General features: G+C 74.6%; 10 protein-coding genes. 8 read left to right on the top strand and 2 right to left on the bottom strand.

Translation table 11 applies throughout. The features are described from left to right. Positions 1-35 precede the first annotated feature (35 nt). From sbnA to ACFCY1_RS20995, 5 genes are read left to right on the top strand one after another with little or no spacing between them, the layout of a single operon-like run. Entirely contained in the window at positions 36-1,055 is a 1,020-nt protein-coding gene (sbnA, locus tag ACFCY1_RS21015) for a 2,3-diaminopropionate biosynthesis protein SbnA (RefSeq protein WP_375875538.1), read from the top strand. Then, the gene (locus ACFCY1_RS21010) at positions 1,055-15,997 is read left to right on the top strand and encodes an amino acid adenylation domain-containing protein (RefSeq protein ID WP_375875537.1); all 14,943 of its coding nucleotides are present in this window, start codon (positions 1,055-1,057) and stop codon (positions 15,995-15,997) included. The genes sbnA and ACFCY1_RS21010 overlap by 1 nt, the downstream gene beginning before the upstream one ends. Next, entirely contained in the window at positions 15,991-16,809 is an 819-nt protein-coding gene (locus tag ACFCY1_RS21005) for an ABC transporter permease (RefSeq protein WP_049649277.1), read from the top strand. The genes ACFCY1_RS21010 and ACFCY1_RS21005 overlap by 7 nt, the downstream gene beginning before the upstream one ends. 56 nt (positions 16,810-16,865) lie before the next feature. Next, on the top strand, positions 16,866-18,119 hold the full coding sequence (locus tag ACFCY1_RS21000; RefSeq protein ID WP_049649278.1) for a cytochrome P450: 1,254 nt from the start codon (positions 16,866-16,868) through the stop codon (positions 18,117-18,119). 53 nt (positions 18,120-18,172) lie between these two features. Further along, positions 18,173-19,114 carry an ATP-binding cassette domain-containing protein gene (locus ACFCY1_RS20995; protein ID WP_117487111.1) on the top strand — a complete coding sequence of 314 codons (942 nt, stop codon included), beginning with the start codon at positions 18,173-18,175 and terminating at the stop codon, positions 19,112-19,114. 117 nt (positions 19,115-19,231) lie between these two features. Here ACFCY1_RS20995 and ACFCY1_RS20990 read toward each other — a convergent pair whose 3' ends face one another. After that, positions 19,232-19,426: a hypothetical protein gene (locus ACFCY1_RS20990; RefSeq protein WP_049649282.1), complete on the bottom strand. Its 195-nt coding sequence runs from the start codon at positions 19,424-19,426 to the stop codon at positions 19,232-19,234. Between the two features lie 251 nt (positions 19,427-19,677). Here ACFCY1_RS20990 and ACFCY1_RS20985 point away from each other — a divergent pair, with 251 nt between their 5' ends. Beyond that, positions 19,678-20,034, top strand: a complete 357-nt coding sequence (locus ACFCY1_RS20985; RefSeq protein ID WP_375875536.1) for a hypothetical protein — start codon at positions 19,678-19,680, stop codon at positions 20,032-20,034. Positions 20,035-20,176: 142 nt separating this feature from the next. Beyond that, on the top strand, positions 20,177-20,605 hold the full coding sequence (locus ACFCY1_RS20980; RefSeq protein WP_375875535.1) for a hypothetical protein: 429 nt from the start codon (positions 20,177-20,179) through the stop codon (positions 20,603-20,605). A gap of 182 nt (positions 20,606-20,787) precedes the next feature. Here the strand turns inward: ACFCY1_RS20980 and ACFCY1_RS20975 are convergent, their stop codons facing one another. Continuing rightward, positions 20,788-22,404, bottom strand: coding sequence for a tannase/feruloyl esterase family alpha/beta hydrolase (locus ACFCY1_RS20975; protein ID WP_375875534.1), 1,617 nt, complete (start codon positions 22,402-22,404; stop codon positions 20,788-20,790). Positions 22,405-23,060: 656 nt separating this feature from the next. On the opposite strand from ACFCY1_RS20975, the gene abc-f reads away from it, so the two are divergent. Then, positions 23,061-24,695: a ribosomal protection-like ABC-F family protein gene (gene abc-f, locus ACFCY1_RS20970; protein ID WP_049649298.1), complete on the top strand. Its 1,635-nt coding sequence runs from the start codon at positions 23,061-23,063 to the stop codon at positions 24,693-24,695. Positions 24,696-24,717 lie beyond the last annotated feature (22 nt).

The raw sequence follows: 24,717 nt of genomic DNA, 5'->3' as shown, positions 1-24,717 counted from the left end.
CCGCTACCACGGAACGACCGGGTGGGAGTAGACGCATGCCAGTTATCACGACACCGCAGGAATTCGACGTCGAGGACCTGTACGTCGACCTCCGACGGATGATCGGCCGTCCGCTGTACCTCAAGTGCGAGGGCTTCAACTTCGCCGGCTCGGTCAAACTGCGGGCGGCGGGCGAGATGGTGGACTCCGCCTTCCGGTCCGGGGCGCTGCGGCCGGGGATGACCATCGTGGAGAGCTCCTCCGGGAACCTCGGCGTGGCGCTGAGCCTCGTCGCGGCGAGCCGGGGGCTCACCTTCGTCTGCGTCACCGACTCCCGCTGCACCACCGTCTCCCGGCGGCTGATGCAGCGCCTGGGCGCCGACGTGCGGGTGGTGACCGAGCCCGACCCGCAGCGCGGCCTGCTCGGCGCCCGGCTCGACCTGGTCGCCCGGCTGTGCGCCGAGCACCGGGACTTCCACTGGCTCAACCAGTACGCCAACCCGGGCAACTGGACCGCCCACTACCGCACCACCGGGCCGCAGATCGCCAAGGCCTTCCCGGAGCTGGACGTGCTGTTCGTCGGCGCCGGGACCACCGGCACCCTGATGGGCTGCGCCCGGTACTTCCGGGAGAACAACCCGGGGGTGACGATCGTCGCGGTCGACGCCGTCGGCTCGGTCAACTTCGGCCACGAGCCGGGCGGCCGGCTGATCCCCGGCATCGGCACCAGCGTCCGGCCCGCCATCCTCGACGAGTCCTACGTGGACGACACCGTGCTGGTCGCCGAGACCGACACCGTCCGGGCCTGCCGCGCCCTGCTGCGCGAGGGCTTCCTGCTCGGCGGCTCGACCGGCACGGTGCTCAGCGGCGCGGCCCGCTGGCTGGGCGCCAACCGGCCGGACGAGGATCTGACCGCCGTGGCCATCGCGCCCGACCTCGGCGAACGCTACCTGGACACCGTCTACGACGACGCGTGGGTGCTGGAGTCCTTCGGCCCCGACGCCCTGGCCGCCGAGGCGGCCGCCCCCGGTACCGGCCTCGCCTCGATCGGCCCGACCTCCGTTGGGAGCCTGTGATGACATCGGTCCTGGGGACCTCGCTGCCGCTCACCGCCGGCCAGACGGAGATCTGGCTCGACGTCAACGGGGCCGGCGGGAGCAACGCGTACAACTCGGCCGGCTACCTGGACGTCCGCGGCCCGCTGGACCGGGCCCGCTTCCGCACCGCGCTGGGCCGGCTGGTCGAGGAGGCGCAGTGCCTGCGCGCCCAGTTCCTCGACGTCGACGGCGAACCCCGCCAGCGCCTCCGCGAGGTGGCCGAACTCCCGCTCGACGAGCTGGACTTCGGCGCCGAGCCCGACCCGTCCGCGGCGGCGCTGGACTGGATGCGGACGGACCTGGCGAAGCCCTACGACCCCGCCGGGTTCCCGCTGTTCCGGCTCGCCGTCCTCACCCTGGGCCCGGACCGGGCGCTCTTCTACCTCTCCGTCCACCACCTGCTGTGCGACGGCTTCAGCCAGGTGGTGCTCTGGCGCCGGCTGGCCGAACTGTACGAGGCCGACGGCGGGGACGCCGGCCCGGCCCTGCCCCCGCTCGCCGACCTGCTCGCCGCCGAGGCCGCCTACCTCGGCTCCTCCCGGGCCCGGCGGGACGCCGAGTTCTGGCAGCGCCGGTTCCCCGAGCCGCCCGAGCCGGCCGACCTCTCCCACCGGGAGCCCGCGACGGCCGCGCCGCAGGGCTTCCTGCGCCGCACCGCCGTCCTGTCCGCCGGCACCAGCGCCCGGCTGCGCGCGGCCGCCAGCCGCGCGGACGTCACCTGGCCGACCGCGGTGATGGCGGCGGTCGCGGTGTACACCCAGCGGATGACCGGGGTCGAGGACGTCCTGCTGACCCTGCCGGTGACCGCCCGGCCGACCGCCCACGAGCGGTCGATCCCCGGCATGCTGGCCAACTACCTGCCGCTGCGGGTGCCCGTCCGCCCCGCCCTGACCAGGGCCGGGCTGCTGCGCCGGACCTCCAAGGAGCTCGCCCAGGCGCTCCGCCACCAGCGCCACCGGGTCAGCGCGATCCGCCGCGCCATGGGGCTGCGCAGCGACGACCGGCGGCCCTTCGGACCGTTCGTCAACCTGCTGCCGCAGCAGGCCGAACTGGCCCTCGGCCCGTGCACGGCGCGGGTGGTGAACCTGTCGACCGGGCTGATCGACGACCTGATGGTCACCGTGGTCGAGACCACCGGGGCCGGCATCGAGCTGCACCTCAACGGCAACCCGGACCGCTACACCGACGCGGAGATCGACGGCCACCTCGCCCGGCTGGTGGAGTTCCTGGACCGCTTCGCCGAGGCCGGGGACGAGCAGCCGGTCGGCGGCCTGGCCGTGGACACCGGGGACCGCGCCGCCTGGGTGCGGGAGTCGAGCGGGCCCGAGCGCCCGGCGGGCTTCGACTGCGCGGTGGCCCGGATCCGCGAACTCGCTGCCCGACGGCCCGAGGCCGTGGCGGTCGCCGAGGACGGCGGCACGACCACGTACGCCGAGCTGGTCGGCCGGGCCAGCGCCCTCTCCCGCCGGGTCGGCGACGCCGGCCTGGTGGCCCTGCTGGTCGCCCCGGGCTCCGACTTCATCGCCTCGGTGCTCGGCGTGATCGGCGCCGGCGCGGCCTACGTCCCGCTGGACCCGGGCGCGCCCGAGGCCAGGACCGTCGCCCTGCTCTCCGACAACGGGATCACCACCGTGGTCGCGGACGCCGCCCACCGGCCGCTCGCCGAGCGGGTGGCGGCCGCCGCCGGCCGACCGGTCCGGCTGCTGGAGGTCTCCGCGCGGGAGCGGGACGCCGCCGACGACCTCGCGCCGGTCCTCGGCACCCCGCTGGACCTGGCGTACGTGATCTTCACCTCCGGGTCCACCGGGGCGCCCAAGGGCGCCATGGTGCACCGCGCGGGGATGGTCAACCACCTGCTGGCGAAGGTCGACGACCTGGCGCTGGACGCGGCCGACAGCGTGGTGCAGAACGCCCCGGTCACCTTCGACGTGTCGGTGTGGCAGATGCTCGCGCCGCTGGTGGTCGGCGGCCTGGTCCGGGTGGTGCGCCGGGAGACCGCGGCCGACCCCGACCTGCTGTTCGCCCTCGCCGACACCGAGGACGTCACCGTCCTGGAGGTCGTCCCCTCACTGCTGCGCGCCGCCCTGGACGCCTGGGACCTGGGCGCCGGCGCTCCCGTACTGGCCGCGCTGCGCCACCTGGTGGCGACCGGCGAGGCACTGCCCGCCGACCTGTGCCGGCGCTGGACGAGCCGCTACCCGCTGGTCGGGCTGGTCAACGCGTACGGGCCCACCGAGTGCTCGGACGACGTCACCCACGCGCACCTCGGCCACGGGCTCCCCGAACACGGCGCCGTCCCGATCGGCCGCCCGGTCCGCAACACCCGGCTCTACGTGCTCGACGACGCCCTGCTCCCGGTCCCCCAGGGAGCGCCCGGCGAGCTGTACGTCGGCGGCGCCGGCGTCGGCCGCGGCTACCTGGCCGACCCGGCCCGCTCCGCCGCCGCGTTCGTGCCCGACCCGTACGGCCCGGCGGGCAGCCGGATGTACCGCACCGGCGACCGCGTGGTGCGCGGCGCGGACGGGCAACTGGTCTTCCTGGACCGCCGGGACAACCAGGTGAAGGTGCGCGGCCACCGGATCGAGCTCGGCGAGATCGAGGCGGCGCTGCGCGCGCTGCCGGACGTCTCCGACGCGGCGGTACGGGCGGTCGGCGGCACCGGCGGGAGCACCCGGCTGGTCGGCTACTGCGTCCCGCGCGCCGGGGCCGTGCTCGACCCGGCCGGGGTCCGCGAGCGCCTGGCCGCCGTCCTGCCGGAGTACATGGTGCCGCCGAACGTCCTGCTCCTGGACGCCCTGCCACTGACCCCGCACGGCAAGGTCGACCGCCGGGCGCTGCCCGACCCGGCACCGGCCGGCGCCGAGGCCCCGGCCCGGCCGGACACTCCGCGCAGCCGGGCCGAGGAGATCGTCTGCGCCGCGTTCGCCGAGGTCCTCGGCGTGCCGGAGGTCCGCCCCGGCGACAACTTCTTCGAGCTGGGCGGGGACAGCATCAGCGCCATCCTGGCGGTCGGCCACGCCCGCCGGGCCGGACTGACCGTCACCCCGCTGCAGATCCGCACCCACCACACCCCCGCCGCCATCGCGGCGCTCGCCGCACCGGGCGGCCCGGCCCGCCCGGCCGCCGCGCCGGACGACACCGGCGAGGTCGAACTCCTGCCGATCGCCCACCAGTTGCGCGAGGACCTCGGCGTCCTGGACGAGCGGACCAGGGAGTACAGCCAGTACCAGGTGCTCACCACCCCGGCCGGCCTGGACCTCGACCGGCTGACCGCGGCCACCGCCGTCCTGCTGGACCACCACGCCGCGCTGCGGTCGCGGCTGACCGTGGTGGCGCCGGGCCTGTGGTCCCTGGAGGCCCTGCCCAGGGGCGCCGTCCGGGCCGCCGACGCGGTGCACCGGGTCGACGTCTCGGCGCTCGCCGACGACCCGGCGGCGCTGGCCGCCGCCGTCGACGAGCAGATCGCCGCGGCCCGCACCGGGCTGGCCCCGGAGACCGGCGCGGTGACCCGGCTCGTCCTGCTCGACGCCGGCCCCGGCCGCCCCGGCCGGCTGGTCTGGCTGACCCACCACCTGTGCGTGGACGGGGTCTCCTGGCGGGTCCTGGTCGCCGACCTCGCCGCCGCCTGCCGGGGCCTCGCCCCGGAACCGGTCGGCACCTCCTACCGCCGCTGGTCGCAGCTGCTCGGCGAGCAGGCCCGCACCGCCGAGCGGGTGCGCGAATTCCCGCTGTGGGCCGAGCAGTCGGCGGCCGCGGAGCCGCTCGGCTCCCGTCCCCTGGACCCCGAGCGGGACGTGTACGGCTCCGCCCACCGGCTCCGGCTGGAGCTGCCCGCGGACACCACCGCGACACTGCTCGCCGCCGCCCGCCGGGTCTACGGCGGGGAGATCAACGACCTGCTGCTGACCGGCCTCGCGCTCGCCGTCGCCGACTGGCGCCGGCACCGCGACCGCCCGGCCGGCGCCGTCACCGTCGAACTGGAGGGCCACGGCCGCGAGCCGTTCACCGACGAGGCCGAACTCTCCCGTACGGTCGGCTGGTTCACCAGCGTCTTCCCGGTACGGCTGGATCCGGGCGACGCCGGGCGGGAGCCGCTCGACGCGGCCGTGCGCCGGGTCCGGCAGCAGCTCGGCCGGCTGCCCGACCACGGGCTCGGCCACGGGCTGCTGCGCCACCTCAACCCGCAGACCGTCACCGCCCTGGCCCGGCACGGCGTACCGGAACTCGGCTTCAACTACCTCGGCCGGTTCCGGACCGACCGGGACGAGAGCGCCGGGGACTGGCTGCCGGACGCCCGGCACGCCGTCGTCGGCACCGGGGTGCACCCGAGCATGCCGCTGCGGCACGTGCTCGCGGCCACGCCCGTCACCGAGGACCGGCCGGACGGGCCGCACCTGGTCGCCGACTGGCTCTGGGCCCCGGAGGCACTGGCCGACGCCGACGCCGAGCACATCGCCCGCGCCTGGTTCCGCGCCCTCGAAGCCCTGGCCGCCCACGCCTCCCACGCCGAACAGGCCGTCCCCGGCGAGCAGGACGGGGCGGCGGACGGCGAGGCGCTGGAGCTGTCACCGCTCCAGAAGGGCCTGATCTTCCAGACGGAGTTCGACAAGCAGGGCATGAACTCCTACCTGATGCAGGCCGTCCTCGACATCGAGGGGCCCTTCGACCCGGCCGCGCTGCGCACCGCGGCCGCCGCGCTGCTGGCCCGGCACGCCGGCCTGCGGGTGCACTTCCCCGAGCGGTCCGCCGAGGACGCCCGGCAGGTCGTGGCCGCCTCGGTGCCGGTGCCCTGGGAGGAGGTCGACCTGTCCGGGCTCCCCACCGAGGCGGAGCGGACGGCCGAGGCCGAACGGCTGACCGACGCGGACTGGACCCGCGGCTTCGACCTGGCGCGGCCCCCGCTGCTGCGCTTCACCGTGCTCCGGCTGGCCCCCGACCGGGTCCGGCTGCTCTGGACCCTGCACCACCTGCTGGTGGACGGCTGGTCGATGGGCGTGATCGCCCAGGAACTGTTCACCCTGTACGCCACCGGCGGCGACCCGGCCGCCCTGCCCCCGGCGCCCTCCTACCGGGCGTACTTCGACTGGCTCGCCGCCCAGGACACCGAGGCCGCCCGCGCGGCCTGGCGGCAGGCACTGGACGGGCTGGGCGAGCCGCTGCGGCTCGGCACGGCCGACCGGCCGGGCGACCCGGGGCTGCCCGAGGCCGTCGACCTCGCCCTGCCCGAGGAGCTCACCGCCCGGCTGGTCGCCTGGGCCCGCGCGGAGAACCTCACCCTCAACACCGTCCTCCAGGGCTGCTGGGCACTGCTGCTCGGCCGGCTCACCGACGCCCCGGACGTGGTGTTCGGCGCGGTCAACTCGGTGCGGCCGCCGGAGCTTCCGGGCATCGAGTCGCTGGTCGGACTCTTCCTGAACATGCTCCCGGTACGGGTGCGGCTCGACCCGGACCTGCCCGTCGCCGAACTCCTCCACCGGATCGACGAGCAGCAGACCGCCCTGCTCGACCACCGGCACCTCGGCCTAGCCGAGGTGCAGCGGATCGCCGGGGCCGGCGAGCTGTTCGACACCGTGTTCAGCTACCAGAACCAGCCGCAGGCCGACGTCGGCCGGCTCAACGCACTGGTGCCCGAACTGCGGCTGGGCAACGCCCGCACCCGGCTGGCCGGCGAGCGCGGCCTCGCGGTCCTCGCCTACCCGGACACCCGGCTGACGCTGAGCGCCCAGTTCCGCCCCGACCGCTACGACCGCGACGAGGTCGTCCGCATCCTGGACCGCTTCGCCCACGTGGTGGAGAGCGTCCTGGCGGCCCCGGACGTCCCGCTCCGCCGGCTGCCCCTGCTCACCGACGAGGAGCACCACCGGATCCTCGGCGACTGGGCCGGACGGGCCGCCGCCGCCCCGCGCACCGTCGTCCCCGCGCTGTTCGCCGCCCAGGTCGCCCGGGCGCCCGAGGCCGTGGCCGTGGTCTTCGAGGACCGCGAGACGACCTACCGCGAGCTGGACGAGCGCTCCAACCGGCTGGCCCGGCTGCTGATCGCCCACGGCGTCGGACCGGAGCGGATCATCGCGCTGGCCGTACCCGACCCGGTCGAGATGACCTGCGCCGTCCTGGCCGCGCTCAAGACCGGCGCCGCGTACCTGCCGATCGACCCCAAGTACCCCGCCGACCGGATCGCCTTCATGCTGGCCGACAGCCGGCCCGCCGTCCTGCTCACCACCGCCGCCCTCGCCCCGCAGCTCGCCGGGGCCGACTGCCGCACGGTGCTGCTCGACGACCCGGCCACCCTGGCGGAGCTGGCCGGCCTCCCGGCACACGCCCCGCAGGACGCCGAGCGGACCGCCCCGCTGCTGCCCCGGCACCCGGCGTACGTCATCTACACCTCCGGATCGACCGGCCGGCCCAAGGGCGTGACGGTCGACCACTCCGGCTTCGCCGCGATGGTGGCGAGCCTGGTCGAGCGCTTCGGCGTCGGCCCGGACACCAGGGTGCTGAAGTTCGCCTCGTTCAGCTTCGACGCCTCGGTCTGGGAGCTGAGCCTGTCCCTGCTCGGCGGCGGCACCCTGGTGGTCGCCGACGAGGAGTGCCGGGTCCCCGGCCGGCCGCTGGTCGACCTGATCCACCGCCACCGGGTGAACCTCGCCGGGCTGCCGCCGGTGGTCGCCGCCGCGCTCCCGGACGGCACCCGGCTGCCCGCCGACCTGACCATGGTCGTCGCCGGGGAGGCCTGCCCGCCGCACGTGGTGGACCGCTGGTCCGGGCAGCTGCAGATGATCAACGGCTACGGGCCCACCGAGGCCGTCCTCGCCTCGACGGTGAGCGAGCGGCTGGGTGGCGGCGAACGGCTCAGCGAGCGGCTCAGTGGTGGCGAACGGCCGGGTGGCTCGGGCCGGCCCCCGATCGGCCGGCCCACCCGGGCCCACCGGGTCTACGTGCTCGACTCCGCGCTGCGGCCCGTCCCGGCCGGGGTGGTCGGCGAACTCTACGTCGGCGGCAACCTGGCCCGCGGCTACCTGGACCGGCCCGGCCTGACCTCCGAACGCTTCGTCGCCGACCCCTTCGGCCCCGCCGGCGAGCGGATGTACCGCACCGGCGACCTGGCGAGCTGGCGCCCCGACGGCCAACTCGACTACGCCGGACGGGCCGACGACCAGGTGCAGCTGCGCGGCTTCCGGATCGAACTCGGCGAGATCGAGTCCGTGCTGACCGGCCGGCCCGAGGTGGCGCAGGCCGCCGTCGTGGTCCGCACCGACGACGGCGAGGACCGACTGGTGGCCTACGTGGTCGCCCGGCCCCCGGCCGTACCGGACCCGGCCGCGCTGCGGGAGCGGGTCGCCGAGGCCCTGCCCGAGTACATGGTCCCGGCCGCCGTCGTCGTGCTCGACGCGCTGCCGCTCACCCCGCAGGGCAAGCTGGACCGCCGGGCCCTGCCCGCCCCCGACAGCGCCCCCGCCCCGGCGGGCCGGCTGCCGCGCACCCCGGTCGAGGAGATCCTCGGCGGGATCTTCGCGGACGCGCTCGGCCGGACCGCCGTCGGCATCGACGACGACTTCTTCGACCTCGGCGGCCACTCCCTGCTGGCCACCCAGGTGATCAGCCGGGTCCGCTCCGCCCTGGGCACCGAGGTGCCGATCCGTACGCTCTTCGAGCAGCGGACGGTGGCCGGCGTCGCCCGGGAGCTCGCGGCCGGCGGCGCGGTCCGGCCGCCGCTGCGGCCCGCCGTCCAGGGCGACCGCTCCGGTGAACTATCGTTCGCCCAGCGGCGGTTGTGGTTCCTGAACCGGCTGGAGCCCGGCTCGGCGGCCTACAACGTGACCTTCGCGGTCCGGCTCTCCGGGGCCCTGGACACCGCCGCGCTGGACGCGGCGCTGGCCGACCTGGTCGAGCGGCACGAGGTGCTGCGCACGGTCTTCCCGGAGACCGACGGCGAACCCCACCAAGAGGTCCTCGGCACCGAGGCCTGGACCGGACTCACCGTCCGGGAGGCCGCCGAGGCCCCGGCGGAGGCCGCCCGCGGCTTCGACCTGTCGACCGAACTCCCGCTGCGGGCCACCCTGTTGCGCACCGGCCCGGCGGAGCACCTGCTGCTGCTGATCGTCCACCACATCGCCTGGGACGGCTGGTCCGCCGCACCGCTCACCCGGGACCTCTCGCGGGCGTACGCGGCGCGGGCACGCGGTGCGGCCCCCGCATGGGAACCGCTGCCGGTGCAGTACGCGGACTACACCCTCTGGCAGCAGGACCTCCTCGGCGAGGACCACGACCAAACCTCCCTGGCCGCACAGCAGTTGGCGTACTGGACGGAGAACCTCGCCGACCTCCCCGAGGAACTCGCCCTGCCCTTCGACCGCCCCCGCCCCAAGGTCGCCACCCACCGCGGCGGCACCGTCCCCTTCCGCGTCCACCCCGACACCCACGACCGCCTCGCCCACCTCGCCCGCGACAACGGCGCCTCCCTCTTCATGGTCCTCCAGGCCGCCCTCGCCGCCCTCCTCACCCGCCTCGGCGCCGGCCACGACATCCCCATCGGCTCCCCCATCGCCGGACGCACCGACGACGCCATGGAAGACCTCGTCGGCTGCTTCATGAACACCCTCGTCCTGCGCACCGACACCACCGGCGACCCCGCCTTCACCCAACTCCTCGACCGCGCCCGGGAAACCGCCCTCAAGGCCTACGAACACCAGGACATCCCCTTCGAACGACTCGTCGAAGTCCTCGACCCCGCACGCTCCATGGGCCGCAACCCGCTCTTCCAGGTCATGCTGGTGCTCCAGAACAACACCCGCCCCGAGCTGGCCCTGCCCGGCGTCCGGGCGGCCTTCGAGCCGCCGGCCGCCGACTCGGTCAAGTTCGACCTGAACTTCTTCCTGGCCGAACAGCAGGACGCCGGCGCCGCCCCGGCCGGCATCGACGGCTTCCTGGAGTACAGCGCGGACGTGTTCGAGCCGGCCACCGCGGAGGCCCTGGTCGCCCGTCTGGTCCGGCTGCTCGACCAGGTCGCCCGCGACCCGGGGCTCCCGCTGGGGCGGCTCGACCTGCTGTCCGAGCGCGAGCACCGGCAGGTCCTCACCGAGTGGAACGACACCGCCGGCGGCCACCCGGGCACCACCGTCGTCGCCCTCTTCGAGGCCCAGGCCGCCCGCACCCCCGAGGCCGTCGCCGTCCGCAGCGACACCACCGCCCTGACCTACGCCGAGCTCGACACCCGGGCCAACCGGCTCGCCCGCCACCTCATCGGCCGGGGCGTCGGCCCGGAGAGCACGGTGGCGCTCGCGGCGCCCCGGTCGCCGCACATGGTCGTCGCCCTGCTGGCCGTGCTCAAGGCCGGCGGCGCGCACCTGCCCGTCGACCTGGCGTACCCGGCCGACCGCGTCCGGCTGATGCTCGACGACGCCGCGCCCGTCCTCCTGCTGACCGACAGCGCGACCGCCGGACAGCTGCCGGAGACCGGCCTGCCCCGCCTGCTGCTGGACGACCCGGCACTGGAGCGCGCCACGGCCGCCCTCCCCGGCACCGCCCCCACGGACGCGGACCGCACCTGCCCGCTGCTGCCCGACCACCCGGCGTACGTCATCTACACCTCGGGCTCCACCGGCCGGCCCAAGGGCGTGCTCGGACTGCACCGCGCCCTGGTCAACCGGCTGACCTGGTTCGCCGAGGAGCTCCCCGAGCAGCGGGAGGCCGCGATCCTGGCGAAGTCGCCGGTCAGCGTCATCGACGGGATCACCGAGCTGCTGGCGCCGCTGCTGTCCGGCGGCTCGACCGTCCTGGTCGACGCCGACACGGCCCGGAGCGTACCCGAGCTCGCGGCGGCCACGGCCCGGCACGGCATCGCCCGGCTCACCGTCGTGCCCAGCCTGCTGAACGCCTTCCTGGACAGCGCCGAGCCAACCGCCGTCGCGGGCTGCGCGGTCTGGATCTGCAGCGGCGAGCAGCTGCCCGCCGCCACCGTCCGGGCGTTCCGGCAGGCCCTGCCCTCGGCCCGGCTGCTCAACTTCTACGGCGCCTCGGAGGCCGGTGCCGTCGCGACCCGGGGCGAGGTGTGCACCGGGCCGGACGGCGCCGACACCCTGATCGGCCGTCCGATCTGGAACATGCGGGCGTACGTGCTGGACGACGGGCTGCGGCCGGTGCCCCCGGGTGTGGCCGGCGAGCTGTACCTGGCCGGTGCCGGACTCGCCCGCGGCTACGCCGGACGCCCCGGCCTCACCGCCACCCGCTTCCTCGCCTGCCCCTACGAGCCCGGCTCCCGGATGTACCGCACCGGAGACCTCGTCCGCTGGACCCCCGACGGCCGACTCCTCTACCTCGGCCGTGCCGACACCCAGGTCAAGATCCGCGGCTTCCGCGTCGAACCCGGCGAGATCGAAGCCGTCCTCGCCACCCACCCCACCGTCCGCACCGCCGTCGCCATCGCCCGCACCGACGGCCCCGCAGGCGCCACCCTCGTCGCCTACGTCACCCCCACCCCCGGCACCGCACCCGACCCCGCCACCCTGCGCGACCACACCGCCGACCACCTGCCCGACCACATGGTCCCGGCCGCCGTCCTCGTGCTCGACGAACTCCCCCTCACCCCGAGCGGGAAGATCGACCGCAACCGGCTGCCCGCCCCCGACTTCACCCCCGCCGCCGCCCGGCCGCCCCGCACCCCGGCCGAGGAGCGCCTCTGCGCCCTCTACGCCGAGGTCCTGGCCCTGCCCCGGATCGGCATCGACGACAGCTTCTTCGACCTCGGCGGCCACTCGCTCCTGGCGACCAGGCTGGTCAGCCGGATCCGTACGGCACTGGGCTCGACCGTCTCGATCCGGGACGTGTTCGAGGCGCCGACAGTGGCCAGGCTGGCCGGCCGCCTCCACCGGGACCGCTCCGCGCGGCCCGCGCTGCGGCCCGGACCGCGCCCGGCCGCTCTGCCGCTGTCCTCCGCCCAGCGGCGGCTGTGGTTCCTGAACCGGCTGGAGCCCGGCTCGGCGGCCTACAACATGGCCTTCGCGGTCCGGCTCTCCGGGGCGCTGGACGTCACGGCGCTGGACGCGGCGCTGGCCGACCTGGTCGAGCGGCACGAGGTGCTGCGCACCGTCTTCCCGGAGACCGACGGCGAGCCCCGCCAGGAGGTCCTGGGCACCGAGGCCTGGACCGGACTCACCGTCCGGGAGACCTCCCCCGCCGAGGCCCCGGCGGAAGCCGCCCGCGAGGCCGGCCGCGGCTTCGACCTCGCGACCCGGCTCCCCGTCCGCGCGACGCTGCTGCGCACCGGCCCGGCGGAGCACCTGCTCCTGCTGGTGGTCCACCACATCGTGGCCGACGGCTGGTCCGCCACCCCGCTGGCCCGGGACCTCTCACGGGCGTACGCGGCCCGGTCCACCGGCACCGCGCCGGACTGGTCGCCACTGCCAGTGCAGTACGCGGACTACACCCTCTGGCAGCAGGACCTCCTCGGCGAGGACCACGACCAAACCTCCCTGGCCGCACAGCAGTTGGCGTACTGGACGGAGAACCTCGCCGACCTCCCCGAGGAACTCGCCCTGCCCTTCGACCGCCCCCGCCCCAAGGTCGCCACCCACCGCGGCGGCACCGTCCCCTTCCGCGTCCACCCCGACACCCACGACCGCCTCGCCCACCTCGCCCGCGACAACGGCGCCTCCCTCTTCATGGTCCTCCAGGCCGCCCTCGCCGCCCTCCTCACCCGCCTCGGCGCCGGCCACGACATCCCCATCGGCTCCCCCATCGCCGGACGCACCGACGACGCCATGGAAGACCTCGTCGGCTGCTTCATGAACACCCTCGTCCTGCGCACCGACACCACCGGAGACCCCGCCTTCACCCAACTCCTCGACCGCGCCCGGGAAACCGCCCTCAAGGCCTACGAACACCAGGACATCCCCTTCGAACGACTCGTCGAAGTCCTCGACCCCGCACGCTCCATGGGCCGCAACCCGCTCTTCCAGGTCATGCTGGTGCTCCAGAACAACACCCAACCGTCCTTGGAACTCCCGGGGTTGACGGCGACGGAGCAGCCGGTCGGGGCGGACGGCGCCAAGTTCGACCTGTCCCTGGCCGTCACCGAGCGGCGCCGCCAGGACGACTCCGCGAGCGGCTCCCCGGGCGACGCCACGGGCGACTCCGCGGCCGGTCTCGTCGGCACCCTGGAGTACAACGCCGACGTGTTCGAGCCGGCCACCGCCGAGGCCCTGGCCGCCCGCCTGGTCCGGCTGCTCGACCAGGTCGCCCGCGACCCGCGGACGCCGCTGTCCCGACTGGACGTCCTCACTCCGGAGGAGCACCGGCAGGTCCTCACCGAGTGGAACGACACCGCGGCCGACGACGCTTCTCCCGCCGGCACCGCCACGACCGTCGTCGCCCTCTTCGAGGCCCAGGCCGCCCGCACCCCCGAGGCCGTCGCCGTCCTCACCGACACCACCGCCCTCACCTACGCCGAACTCGACGCCCGGGCCAACCGGCTCGCCCGCCACCTGGTCGACCGCGGGGTCGTCCCGGACCGGCCGGTCGCCCTGTCGCTGCCCCGGACGGCGGAGATGGTGGTGGCACAGCTGGCCGTCCTGAAGAGCGGCGCCGCCTACCTGCCGGTCGACCCGGCGCTCCCGGCCGACCGCGTCCGGCTGATGCTCGACGACGCCGCGCCCGTCCTCCTGCTGACCGAACTCGCCATCGCCGCACGGCTTCCGCGCACCGGCGTGCCCACGGTCGTGCTGGACGACCCCGAGGTCGACGCCGCGCTGGCCGCCCTCGACGGCCGGCCGCTGACCGACGCCGAGCGGGCCGCCCCGCTGCACGGCTCCCGGCTGGCCTACCTGCTCTTCACCTCCGGCTCCACCGGGCGGCCCAAGGGCGTCATGGTCGAGCACCGGTCACTGCTGAACCTGCTGGTGTCCACCCGGGAGCGCTTCCCGCTGGAGGCCCACGACCGGCTGCTGGCCGTCACCACCTGGTCCTTCGACATCTCCGGCCTGGAGGTCTACCTGCCGCTGCTGTCCGGCGCGGGCCTGGTCGTCGGCGCGGAGGTCGTCGCCCTGGACCCGGCCGCGCTGGCCGCCTCCCTCGAACGCGACGGCATCACGATCATGCAGGCGACCCCGGCGCTCTGGCAGGAACTCGTGCTCCACCGCCCCGAGTCGGTGCGCGGCCTGCGCGTCCTGATCGGCGGTGAGGCGGTCCCGCCCGCCCTGGCCGACGCCCTGGCCGCCCGGGCCGACACGGTCACCAACCTGTACGGGCCGACCGAGACCACCATCTGGTCCACGGCGGCCGGGCTGGCGGGCGACGGGGTCGTGACGCTGGGCCGCCCGATCCGCAACACCCGGGCGTACGTGCTGGACGACGGGCTGCGGCCGGTGCCCCCGGGCGTGGCCGGCGAGCTGTACCTGGCCGGTGCCGGACTCGCCCGCGGCTACGCCGGACGCCCCGGCCTCACCGCCACCCGCTTCCTCGCCTGCCCGTTCGCACCCGGCGAGCGCATGTACCGCACCGGCGACCTCGTCCGCTGGACCCCCGACGGCCGACTCCTCTACCTCGGCCGCGCCGACACCCAGGTCAAGATCCGCGGCTTCCGCGTCGAACCCGCCGAGATCGAAGCCGTCCTCGCCACCCACCCCACCGTCCGCACCGCCGTCGCCGTCGCCCGCACCGACGGCCCCGCCGGCCCCACCCTCGTCGCCTACGTCACCCCCACCCCCGGCACCGCACCCGACCCCGCCACCCTGCGCGACCACACCGCCGACCACCTGCCCGGGTACATGGTCCCCGGCGCGGTCGTGGTGCTCGACGAACTCCCGCTCAACCCCAACGGCAAGATCGACCGCAACCGTCTCCCCGCCCCCGACTTCACCCCCGCCGCCGCGCGCCGCCCCCGCAACCCCGTCGAGGAGGCCCTCGGCGCGCTCTTCGCCGAGGTCCTCGGCCTCCCCGAGGTCGGCATCGACGACAGCTTCTTCGACCTCGGCGGCCACTCGCTCCTGGCGGTCCGGCTGGTCGGCCGGGCCCAGTCGGCCGGGCTCCGGCTGGCGGTGGCGGACGTCGTCCTGCACCGCACCGTCGCGGAACTGGCCAAGCGGGCCCGCCCGACCGCCTCCGCCGAACAGTCCGCGGACGCGTTCGCGCCCGTCCTGCCGATCCGGCCGGACGGCGACGCGCCCCCGCTGTTCCTGGTGCACAGCGGACTCGGCTTCAGCCTGCCCTACCTGGGCCTGGCCCGGTACCTCGATCCGCGCTACCCGCTGTACGGCCTCCAGTCGCCCGCACTGGACGCCGCCGCCCCGCTGCCCGAGTCCATCCCATCGGTGGCCGCGGACTACGTCCGGACCATCCGGCGGCTGCGGCCGCACGGCCCGTACCGGCTGCTCGGCTGGTCCTACGGCGGCGTGCTCGCCCACGAGATCGCCGTCCGGCTCCAGGAGGCCGGCGAACAGGTCGACTTCCTGGCCGACCTGGACGGCTACCCCGGCCGCACCGGCCGCGACGAGAGCGGCCAGGACGACCGCGAACTCCTGCTGCGCGCCCTGGAGGCGCTCGGCCACCGACGCGACGAGCTGGCCGGCCCCGGCCGCACCCGCGCCGCCCTGCTCGACCTGCTGCGGCGCGAGGCCGGCCCGCTGGCCGACCTCGACGAGGAGTCGCTGCTGCGGCTGCTGCGGCTGTCGCGCCACCACGGCGCGCTGATGGAGCGCTTCACCCCCGGCCGGTTCACCGGGGACCTCCACCTGTTCGCGGCCGCCGAGGAGTGGACCGCGGACCAACTCGCCGACCAGACCGGCCGATGGGAGCAGCACGTGAACGGACGGGTGGTCGTCCACCGGATCGCCGCCGGCCACGAGTACCTGATGCACGCCGGTCCGCAGGCCGTCATCGGACGGCTCGTCGACGCCGAGCTGCGCCGCCTGGACGGGAGCCCGGAATGCTGACCGCCGTCACCCCCCGCCCCCGCTCGGCGCCGCTCGCCCTGCTCCTCGAATCCGTCACCGTCGCCGGACGGCGCCTGCGGCGGCTGCGCCGGGCACCCGGCCGGCTGATCGGCATCGTGATGAACCCGCTCATCTCGATGATCGTGCTCGGCTACCTGTTCCAGGGCTCGCTGTCCTTCTCCGGCCGCGGCAGCTACCAGGAGTACATCTTCGCGGGCGCGGCCGCCCAGGTCGGCCTGGCCGGGATCGGCCCGACCGCGGTCGCCGTCGCGGCGGACCTGCGCGGCGGCCTGGTCGACCGGTTCCGCAGCATGCCGATCTCCAGACCGGCCGTCCTGGTCGGCCACACCCTCGGCGACCTGGTCGTCGGGCTGATCGGCCTGGCCGTGGTCACGGCGGCCGGCCTGGCGTTCGGCTGGCGCCCGCACAGCGGCGTGCTGCCCTTCCTCGCCGGACTCGCCCTGCTCACCGCCTTCATGTACGCGATGCTCTGGGTCGGCCTGATGCTCGGGATGTTCTCCCGCACCATGGAGACCATCAACGTCGTCGCCGGGCTGGTCACCGTCCTGCTGACCTTCCTCTCCAACGCCTTCCAGTCCGTCGACCGGCTGCCGGGCTGGCTGCGGCTGGTCGCCGAGTGGAACCCGGTCAGCGCCGTGGTGACGGCCCTGCGGCGGCTGTGGGGCAACCCGGACGCGGCCGGCAGCGCCGCCACCCCGAGCCTCTCGCTCACCATCGCCGCCTCGCTCGGGACCGTCTTCGTCGTCACCGTGCTGCTGAGCCTGCGCCGCTACCGGTCTGCGGTCTCCTGACCCCGCCGTCCCGGCGCCGTCCTCCTGACCCGCCCCCGTCACAGAAACGGCCGACCATGCCCCTCCAGCCCCCGACGGTCGACGGAGCCTCCCCGCCCGTCGACCTGGCCACCGTCGACCTCGCTACGATCGACCTCACCGACCCGCACACCTACCTCGACCTCGACGTCCGCGCGATGTGGGCCCGGTTCCGCGCCGAACAGCCCGTCCACCTGCACCCGGCGACCGACCAGGGCCCGCCGTTCTGGGCGGTCTCCCGCCACGCCGACGTGCTCGCCGTCTACCGCGACAACAAGCGGTTCACCTCCGAGCGCGGCAACGTGCTCGCCACCCTGCTGCAGGGCGAGGACTCCGCCTCCCGCCGGATGCTCGCCGTCACCGACGGGCCGCGGCACCGGGAGATCCGCAACCTGATGCTCCGGTCCTTCTCGCCCCGGGTGCTGGCCCCGGTGGTGGCCGGCGTGCACGAGCGGACCGCCGCGCTGCTCCAGGAGGGCCTGGCCCGCGGCTCCTTCGACTTCGTCACCGACCTCGCCGACCACATCCCGATCAACACCATCGGCGACCTCATGGGCGTCCCGGTCGAGGACCGCGAGCGCCTCGTCCACTGGAACACCCAGACCCTCTCCCGCACCAGCGCCGAGCACACCGCGACCGAGGAGTGGCTGGCCCGCAACGAGATCCTGCTCTACTTCTCCGACCTCGCCGCCAAGCGGCGCAAGCACCCCGGCGACGACGTGATCAGCGCCCTGGCGACCGGCACCGTCGACGGCGAGCCGCTCAGCCAGGAGGAGGTCGTCTTCAACTGCTACAGCCTGATCCTCGGCGGCGACGAGTCCAGCCGGATGTCCTCCATCGGCGCGCTCATCGCCCTCTCCCGGCACCCCGAGCAGTGGCGGGCGCTGAAGGACGGCTCGGTCGGGCTGGAGCCGGCCGTGGAGGAGGTCATGCGCTGGACCACCCCGGCCATGCACTTCGGCCGGCGCGCCCTGACCGACGTCGAACTCGGCGACCGGACGATCCGGGCCGGCGACGTCGTGACGCTCTGGAACAGCTCGGCCAACTTCGACGAGGAGGTCTTCGACCAGCCGAACCGCTTCGACCTGGCCCGCACCCCGAACAAGCACGTCGCCTTCGGCTACGGCCCGCACTTCTGCCTGGGCGCCTTCCTCGGCCGGACCCACGTCGAGGCGATGCTCGCCGCCCTGCGCGGCACCGTCGGCGGGATCGAGCTGCTCGGCGAACCGGTCCGGCTCTACTCCAACTTCGTCCACGGCTACAGCAGCCTCCCCGTCCGCCTCACCGCCTGACCGCCCTTCCTCCTCCTGCCTCGCCCCTCCTCGCCACCGACCGGGAGCCCCACATGGACATGGCCATCCGCGCCGAGGGCCTGCACAAGCGCCACCGGGACGTCGTGGCGATCGCCGACATCCACCTCGGCGTCCGGACCGGCACCGTCCTCGGCCTGCTCGGACCGAACGGCGCCGGCAAGACGACCACCGTGCAGATCCTCACCACCCTCACCACCCCGGACGGCGGCCACGCCGAGGTGGCCGGCTACGACGTCGTCCGCCAACCGCACGAGGTCCGGCGCCGGATCGGACTGGCCGGCCAGTACACCGCCGTGGACGAGGTCCTGACCGGCCGCGAGAACCTCGTCCTGCTCGGCACCCTGCTCCACCTCGGCCGCCGCGAGGCCCGCCGCCGGGCCGACGAACTCCTGGAACGCTTCCGCCTCGCGGACGCCGCCCACCGCCCTGCCCGCGCCTACTCCGGCGGCATGCGCCGCCGCCTCGACCTCGCCAGCTGCCTGATCACCGCACCCCCGGTGCTCTTCCTCGACGAACCCACCACCGGCCTCGACCCGGTGAGCCGGATGGAACTCTGGGGCCAGGTCCGCGAACTCGTCGACGGCGGCACCACGGTGCTCCTCACCACCCAGTACCTGGAGGAGGCCGACTACCTGGCCGACCAGATCGTGGTCGTCGACTCCGGCCGCGTCATCGCCGACGGCACCCCCGACGAACTGAAGCGCAAGGTCGGCAGCGAATGGCTGGAGCTGACCGTCGCCTCCCCCGCCGACGTCACCCCGGCCCTCGCCGCCCTCCGCCCCGCCCTCACCGCCGAACCCACCGTCGACACCCAGAAGGGCCGGCTCTCCATCCCCCTCGACGACGGCCTCAACGACATCGCCACCGTCGCCGCCGTCCTGCGCCGCGCCGACATCCCCGTCGCCGACTTCACCATGCGCCGCCCCACTCTCGACGACGTCTTCGCCCACCTCACCGGCCACCCCACCCCCTGACCACCCCGCCTCGGGCACTACTCCGCCTCGGGCACCCCCCGGTGGATCTCGCTGATCACCGCCACGGTGGGTGTGGTCGGTCCACACGTCCGCCTGCGGGATGTCGGGGCTGCGGAGCTACGGGGCCAGGTCGACGGCCAGGCAGTTGTAGAAGGTCCAGGAGCGCTCGGGGTCGTGGGCCGTGTTCGCGGCGCCGCCCGGGCCGGTTGCCGCCTCCTCGGTCATGTCCTCGAAGCGGATGCGCTCGGGAAGGGTTCCGTAGCGTGCGTGCCGCGCTTCGGCGGCGGGATCGACTGCGGGCCGCTCGGCCATGGCCACTCTCCTCGTCGGCGATCGCGGCCGGCGCCCTCGCGGCGCCGGAGGCGGCTTTCAGGGTGCATTCCGCACCGTCACCTGTCAAGGCGGTGACGAGAACGCGCCCATCACTCCCGCCTGCGCGCGCCTGGCCGATTCTGCCCTCGCGACGCTTTGTTGAAGATGCAATGATCTTCCCCCGAGCCGGAACCGCCCGACGAGCCACCGGCCGATCCGGCAGTTCCCTCCCACCCGAGAAGGCGGATCGCATGTTCACACCCGAGACGAAACTCCGCGGCGCAGCCGTCACCGCCGCCCTGGCCGCGACCCTGGTCGGCCTCGGCGCCGGGACGGCCGGCGCCGCGGGCTGGCCGCCCCTGCAGCCGGGCGCGCGCCTCTACTCCTCCACCTACGGGCAGGGGTTCGCCACCACCGTCGACCTCACCGACCTCGGCACCTGCCACACCCTGTGGCCCGGCGCCCGCTCGGTGCAGATCGCCAACGGGGGCGCCACGCTGGCGCTGTACGCCGAGGCCGACTGCAACGGCCCCGGGTGGCTCAGCGGAACGCTGGCCCAGGCCAACCTCCCGCGGACCGCCCTGAGCTACCGGGTCCTCCAGGCCTAACACCTCCCGGCGCGGCGCCCTCCCCTGCGGGCGCCGCGCCCACGCATGTCCTCATTTCGTCACCCCTTTGACAGGTGACGCAGGCGCATGGAAACCTGTCGTCACCGGCTGGAGCAGTTACTTACCGATGAGGACACCCACCATGGCAGTCGTACGCTTCCATCTCGTCTCCACGCTCGGCACGGAGGACGTCCTGGCGGTGCTGACCGACTTCGGCCCCTCCCGCGCAGAGGCCTGGCCGACGATCGACGCCGAACACTTCGAGGTCCACGCGCTCGGCGACACCTGGGCCGAGGTCACCGAGGGAACCGCCGCCGCCTGGGAGCGCGCCCGCTACGAGTGGGAGCCGGGCGGCCGCACCGTCACCGTCACCACCCTCGACTCCAAGCTCTTCGGCCCGGGCGGCGGCTGGGTCTTCCGGATGATCCCCGAGGGCGACGGAACCCGGGTCGACGTCCAGCTGACGCGGCAGCCGAGCACCCTCAAGGGCAGGATGCTCGCCGCGCTGCTCCCCGTCGCCGCTCCGCCGGCCCTGCGCAAGTCCTTCGCGGGGCCGCTGCGGGTCCGGTGATCCACCGCACGGACTGATCCACTCCCGAAGGGGCCGACAGCACCCGCTGTCGGCCCCTTCGCCGTCCCCCGCCCGCCCCGCGCGCGACGCACGAAGGCCCGGCCCGCGCCGTCGGGTGCGGGCCGGGCCGGGGCGGCACCGGAGGGAACCGGCACTGGGAGAGGATCGGCGCCGGGCAGGGATCAGTGCCGGGAAGGGAGGACGCAGCGGAAGCTGGAGGCGGCGGCCAGGTCGCCGTGGCCCCGGTAGCGGGACACCTCGGGGTAGCGGCACAGGTCGCGGTCGACGCTCCGCCCGGTGGCGTCGAGCAGCGTGGCGGGCAGTGTCCGCGGCGCCTTGCCCTGCTCGACCCAGGCCGTCAGGGCAGCGAGGTCGTCGGTCGTGCCGCCGCCCTTGTTGAGGCCGCAGTGGGCCGTGCCCGGGGCGAGGAAGAGCCGGTAGAAGTCGTCGACCCGCTTGCCGCCGCCCATCGTCCGCTCGACCTGCCGGCGGTAGTCGACGGTGCCCTGGGCGGGGATGAACTGGTCGGCCTGGCCGTGCCAGGTCAGGAGTTTGCCGCCGGCATCGCGGAAGGCGGACAGGTCGGGGTCGTCGGTGCCGATGATCCGGCCGTACTCGGTCCGCGACTGCTCGAACAGCCGGGTGAACTGGTCGTAGGTGATCGTCGAGACGTCGAACGAGGGCTGCTTCTTCAGCCAGTTCGTGACCCAGAGCCGGGGCACCGGGAACGGCGCGCCCCGCACCTGGCCGTCCGCGTCGGGCGCGGTGGTGCCGGCCAGCCCCGCCAGGTCGGCACCGACCGGGACGCCGGACCAGAGCCTGCGGCCCGAGGCGGTGCGCGGACCGTCCCAGATCTTGCGGACGACGGCGGCGTCGGCGGCCGTGATGGTCAGCTCCTTCCCGTCGCAGACCACCGTGGTGCCGATCAGCCGACGCGGGTCGAAGTCGCACCGCGACGCGTCGTTGACCAGCTTGTCCTCGGCTCCGTCGAGCGGGTCGCAGGCCGCGACGGCGGCGTCCGTGAAGGCCTTGAACGCGCAGGCGGACGGGTAGGTCTTCTCGTTGTTCATGACCACCTGCGGCCACAGGGTGGCGACTTCGAACTCGTCCCAGCTGACGGCGGGCGCGTTGGCGAGGATGCCGTCGAAGTCGTCGGGGTAGCGCTGGGCCTCCAGGTAACCCTGGCGCCCGCCGGTGGAGCACCCGTTGAAGTAGGAGTAGGAGGCCGGACTGCCGAAGTGCGCGGCGACCACCTGCTTGCCGACGATCGCCGCCTCGTGCTGGGAGCGGGACGCGAGGTTGTTCAGCAGCGCGGTGTCGACCTCGCCCTTCGCGTTCAGCGCCCAGCCGGCGTCCACGGCATCGGCGAGCCCGCCGTCGGTGGTGGTCGCGGCGTAGCCGTTCTTGACCGCGGTGCCCATCCCGACGCCGTTGTCCCCGGCGGCGAAGGCGCTTCCGCCGAGCGCCTGGAAGCGGCCGTTCCAGCCGCTGACTGGCAGCCAGGTCCGCACCCTCGCATGGTCGTTGTCGCCCGGGTGGGTCAGGGTGACGGTCACCTCGCAGAAGGCGGGAACACCGGTGACCGTGCCGCCCACCACCCCGGTTCCGTCGATGGTCCCGCCCTCCCGGCGGGCCGCCGTCACGGACTCCACCGCCGTACCGGCGGGGGCCCGCACGGCCGGCGCCGAACAGCCGGACGGCGCGGGCAGGGAGCCGTACGGGGTCTCCGCCACTGCCGCCGGCAGGTGCACCGCGGCCAGCGCCGCGCCGGTCGCGAGCACGATCAGGAATCTCTTCATGGGTATCCGTCCAGGAAAAAGGTGGGCATGCGCCCGGCCGCCAAGGAGCGCGTGCGGGGCGTACGGGCAGGGCTGGTCGAAGGACAAGGTGTTTCCGGTCTAGGCGGTGACGATCCGACCGGTGACGGCTGCGGGCCGACGCTCCTCGGGCAGTCGCCGCAAGTGGCGCTTCTCAGCCCAGGTTCGGCTCAAGCAGCCGGTGCGTACGGGTGACTCTCGCAGGTACGCCGGGTCGGGCTGTTCTCATGTCCGTCACCGGTTCAGCAGGTGACGATGCTGGCACGGTCGCGCCCGGCCTGTCAACGAGACGGCGAAGGGGCCCCGGCGGCACCGGCCGACGCGGGAGCCGGAGCGAAAGGAGCCGTGGCAGAGGGCAGTTGCCGGCCGCCGCCCGCTGGGCGCGCACATATCCGCTGCCGGCTGTCGGCGGTGCCTGCTACAGTCGCAGCGACCTGTAGTCGTGTGATCGAGGAGTGGCAGACGTGGCGGGTGACGACGACATCTCCGGGTGAGATCCGGATCTGACGGCCACCGGCCGGTGCTTCAGGAGCGCCGCCGAGGTGGTCCGTTTTGTCGTACCCCTTCTCCGCACGTCTGCCCAGGGCAGAGGTCTACCTTCCTGCCCTCATCCCTTCGAGGTCATCCCCATGTCCAACGTGTCCAACGCCGCCGTCGTCTGCTCGAACCTCTCCTTCGCCTGGCCCGACGACACCCCGGTCTTCCAGGACCTGTCCTTCACCGTGCCCGCGGGCCGGACGGGCCTGGTCGCCCCCAACGGCGCCGGCAAGAGCACCCTGCTCAAGCTGATCGCCGGCGATCTCAAGCCCGCCACCGGCTCGGTGTCGGTCACCGGACGGCTCGGCTACCTCCGCCAGAGCCTGCCCCTGACCTCCGACCTCACCGTCGCCGAGGTGCTCGACGTCGCCGCCGTCATCCGGGCCATCGACGCCGTGGAGTCCGGGGACGTCGACGAGCGGCACTTCACCACCATCGGCGACGACTGGGACATCGAGGAGCGCACCCGTGCCCAGCTCGACCGCCTCGGCCTGACCGACCTCACCCTGGACCGCGGCCTGAGCACGCTCAGCGGCGGCCAGATCGTCTCCCTCGGCCTCGCTGCCCAGCTGCTCAAGCGCCCCGACGTGCTGCTGCTCGACGAGCCGACCAACAACCTCGACGCGGAGGCCCGGCACAAGCTCTACGACGTGCTGGGGGAATTCAACGGCTGCCTGCTGCTGGTCAGCCACGACCGCGCTCTGCTCGACCGGATGCAGCACATCGCCGAGCTCGGCAACGGCGAACTGCGCTTCTACGGGGGCGACTTCACCGCGTACGAGGAGGCCGTCCGGGCCGAGCAGGAGGTCGCCGAGAAGAACGTCCGCAACGCCGAGCAGGAGCTGAAGCGGGAGAAGCGGGAGATGCAGCAGGCCCGCGAACGCGCCGAGCGCCGTCAGAGCAACGCCGCCCGCAACCTCAAGAGCGCCGGCCTGCCCCGCATCTTCGCCGGGAACATGAAGCGCGGCGCCCAGGAGTCCGCGGGCCGGGCCGGCCAGATGCACGCGGCCCGGGTCGGCGAGGCCAAGGCCCGGCTGGACGAGGCCGGGCGCGCCCTGCGCGAGGAGCAGCGGCTCTCACTGGAGCTGCCCGACACCCAGGTGCCCGCCGGGCGCAACCTCTTCCTCGGCGAGGGCCTGCAGGTCCACCACGCCGGCCGCCCGGTGTTCGCCGACGGCGGCGTCGACCTGAGCGTCCGCGGCCCCGAACGCATCGCGCTGACCGGGCCCAACGGCGCGGGCAAGAGCACCCTGCTGCGCCTGGTCACCGGCGAACTCACCCCGGACAGCGGGGAGATCAAGCGCAACGACGGGCGGATCGCCTACCTCTCGCAGCGCCTGGACCTGCTGGACCTCGACCGCACCGTGGCGGAGAACTTCGCCGCGTTCGCCCCCGAGCGGCCCGAGACGGAGCGGATGAACCTGCTCGCCCGCTTCCTGTTCCGCGGCGCCCGCGCCCATCTGCCGGTCGGGGTGCTCTCCGGCGGCGAGCGGCTGCGCGCCACCCTGGCCTGCGTGCTGTGCGCGGAGCCGGCCCCGCAGCTGCTGCTGCTCGACGAGCCGACCAACAACCTCGACCTGGTCAGCGCCGGGCAGTTGGAGAGCGCGCTGAACTCGTACCAGGGCGCCTTCCTGGTGGTCAGTCACGACGAGCGCTTCCTCGCCGAGATCGGGGTGAACCGCTGGCTCCGGCTGGCCGACGGCACGCTGCGGGAGACGGGGGCGCCCGCGGTGTGACCCGCCGCCGTGTGACGCGGCC

The sequence above is a fragment of the Kitasatospora sp. NPDC056273 genome, from assembly GCF_042268845.1.
Classification (GTDB): domain Bacteria; phylum Actinomycetota; class Actinomycetes; order Streptomycetales; family Streptomycetaceae; genus Kitasatospora.
This window is presented reverse-complemented; position numbering and strand designations above follow the sequence as displayed.

Bases quoted from the DNA above. Each gene is read 5' to 3' on its own strand.
- sbnA (WP_375875538.1), top strand. From the start codon at position 36: ATGCCAGTTATCACGACACCGCAGGAATTCGACGTCGAGGACCTGTAC.
- ACFCY1_RS21010 (WP_375875537.1), top strand. From the start codon at position 1,055: ATGACATCGGTCCTGGGGACCTCGCTGCCGCTCACCGCCGGCCAGACG.
- ACFCY1_RS21005 (WP_049649277.1), top strand. From the start codon at position 15,991: ATGCTGACCGCCGTCACCCCCCGCCCCCGCTCGGCGCCGCTCGCCCTG.
- ACFCY1_RS21000 (WP_049649278.1), top strand. From the start codon at position 16,866: ATGCCCCTCCAGCCCCCGACGGTCGACGGAGCCTCCCCGCCCGTCGAC.
- ACFCY1_RS20995 (WP_117487111.1), top strand. From the start codon at position 18,173: ATGGACATGGCCATCCGCGCCGAGGGCCTGCACAAGCGCCACCGGGAC.
- ACFCY1_RS20990 (WP_049649282.1), bottom strand. From the start codon at position 19,426: ATGGCCGAGCGGCCCGCAGTCGATCCCGCCGCCGAAGCGCGGCACGCA.
- ACFCY1_RS20985 (WP_375875536.1), top strand. From the start codon at position 19,678: ATGTTCACACCCGAGACGAAACTCCGCGGCGCAGCCGTCACCGCCGCC.
- ACFCY1_RS20980 (WP_375875535.1), top strand. From the start codon at position 20,177: ATGGCAGTCGTACGCTTCCATCTCGTCTCCACGCTCGGCACGGAGGAC.
- ACFCY1_RS20975 (WP_375875534.1), bottom strand. From the start codon at position 22,404: ATGAAGAGATTCCTGATCGTGCTCGCGACCGGCGCGGCGCTGGCCGCG.